Below are 1,640 nucleotides of genomic sequence, written 5' to 3' on the forward strand. Positions count from 1 at the left end.
GACCCCCGCCGAAGCGGGGGTCGACTTACGTCCTGCGAGGAAACGTGTACTATGTATTGGACGGTGTAGGGAAGTCTGAGCTAGATCCTGGGCCCTTCATGCCGCCACCGAACCCACGACCATCACCCCGGTCGCCACCCATGCCGCAACCTCCAAATCCTTTGCCACCAAGAGTTATGGTCTTGCCGTCTGCGCCGATAAACGAGGTAGCCATGATGGTGTTCGCGTCCGTCGGGGTCTTGAAGCCTTCGATCTTGACCGCATCGCCAACCTTCACGGTGATGTTGCTCGCGTCACGTCCGAGAACCACGGTCATGATGGTGCCGTCGGCCTGGTTGACCTTGATCGTCGCCATTGCCTTTGGAGTTTGCTTCGTTGTGTTACCAGTCAAGGGAGCCGTCGGGGTCGGCACGTTGACTTCAGTCACCGTTCCTGCGACGCTCACCGTCTCGATGTTGGGCGTTCCGTCGGCCTTGCGCAACGTGACGGTCTTGCCATCGGCGCCCGTGAACGTCCAGACTTGCAGATTCTTGACGCTGTTCCGCGTTGCCGACGTCCCTTCGACGGTGACGATGTCACCGACCTTCATCGTGAGGCCTGAGGTCTCCTCGCGGCCAAGCCCAAGTGTGTAGACTGTCCCATCCGCGTTGTCCTTGATTTTCGCATAGCCCTCAGGCCCACGGCGGAACATGCCCATAATGCCGTGACTGGTCCCGGTCGTGCTTGCGGTCGAAACCTCCGTCACCGTGCCCGTCACCGATATAACATCGACACTGGTTCCTTGTGGCGTCGTCACGGTCCGTACCTTGGTCGCTGCTGAAGCTATGGCGATACCGCCTGTAAGGAGCCCGGCGATGACAACTGCCAGGACGACCTTGCCTATCGTTTTCCTCATAGTGTTCTCCCTTCTTACGGGGTCACCCCCAGAGTGCGGCACCCACGGATGCTGCCACCTCTACTACAGTACAGGGAGGGGTTTCGTACGCGCTGTCCTGTGAAGAGCGCGGGCATCTGCCCTGATATGGGTTTCCCCGCGCGGACTATCCCACCCGGATGCACCGCATGGACAAGGAGGCATTCTGAAAACCCTCAAACACTGTGGTAAGCATGTCGTCGGACCTGCGCAATCCGGCGACGTACAGGAGGGGGATGTAGTGCTCGTCGGTCGGGACCGCCAACTCGGAGAACGGTGCCAACCGGTACCGGGTCAATTCCTCGAGGTGGTTAGATTCGACACACCCCGCAACCCAGCTATCAAACGACTGCGCCCACGTATACGCGGGAGCCTGCTCGTTGTCCAAGTCCACCAGCCCCAGGTTGTGGACCACATTCCCACTGCCGAGGATGAGGACTCCCTCGTCGCGCAGTGGAGACAGGCGTTTGCCCAACTCCATACGCTCTTCAGATGTAAGAGACACGTCGAGACTGATCTGGATCACGGGGATGAACGCCAAGGGATACATGTGGTGCTGGACAGACCATGCGCCATGATCCAGGCCGCGTTCCATGTCGCACGAGACGACGCCCGGACCCAAGGCAGCACGGACTCTCTCCGCCATCTCGGGAGAGCCTGGACACGGATATCCGATATGATACAGCTCATCGGGAAAGCCACTAAAGTCGTGCATGGTCCGTGGCTG

The 1,640-nt window shown here is 59.7% G+C and carries 2 protein-coding genes; both read right to left on the reverse strand.

What is annotated here, in order from left to right; translation table 11 throughout:
• Positions 1-49: 49 nt before the first annotated feature.
• On the reverse strand, positions 50-895 hold the full coding sequence (locus tag SMC5_RS09765; protein WP_119120567.1) for a hypothetical protein: 846 nt from the start codon (positions 893-895) through the stop codon (positions 50-52).
• Positions 896-1,040: 145 nt separating this feature from the next.
• Positions 1,041-1,640 (reverse strand): dioxygenase family protein (locus SMC5_RS09770; RefSeq protein ID WP_133299209.1); only part of this gene is annotated, 600 nt, incomplete at its 5' end.

It is taken from the genome of Candidatus Cryosericum odellii (assembly GCF_003570935.1).
Taxonomy (GTDB): Bacteria; Caldisericota; Caldisericia; order Cryosericales; family Cryosericaceae; genus Cryosericum; species Cryosericum odellii.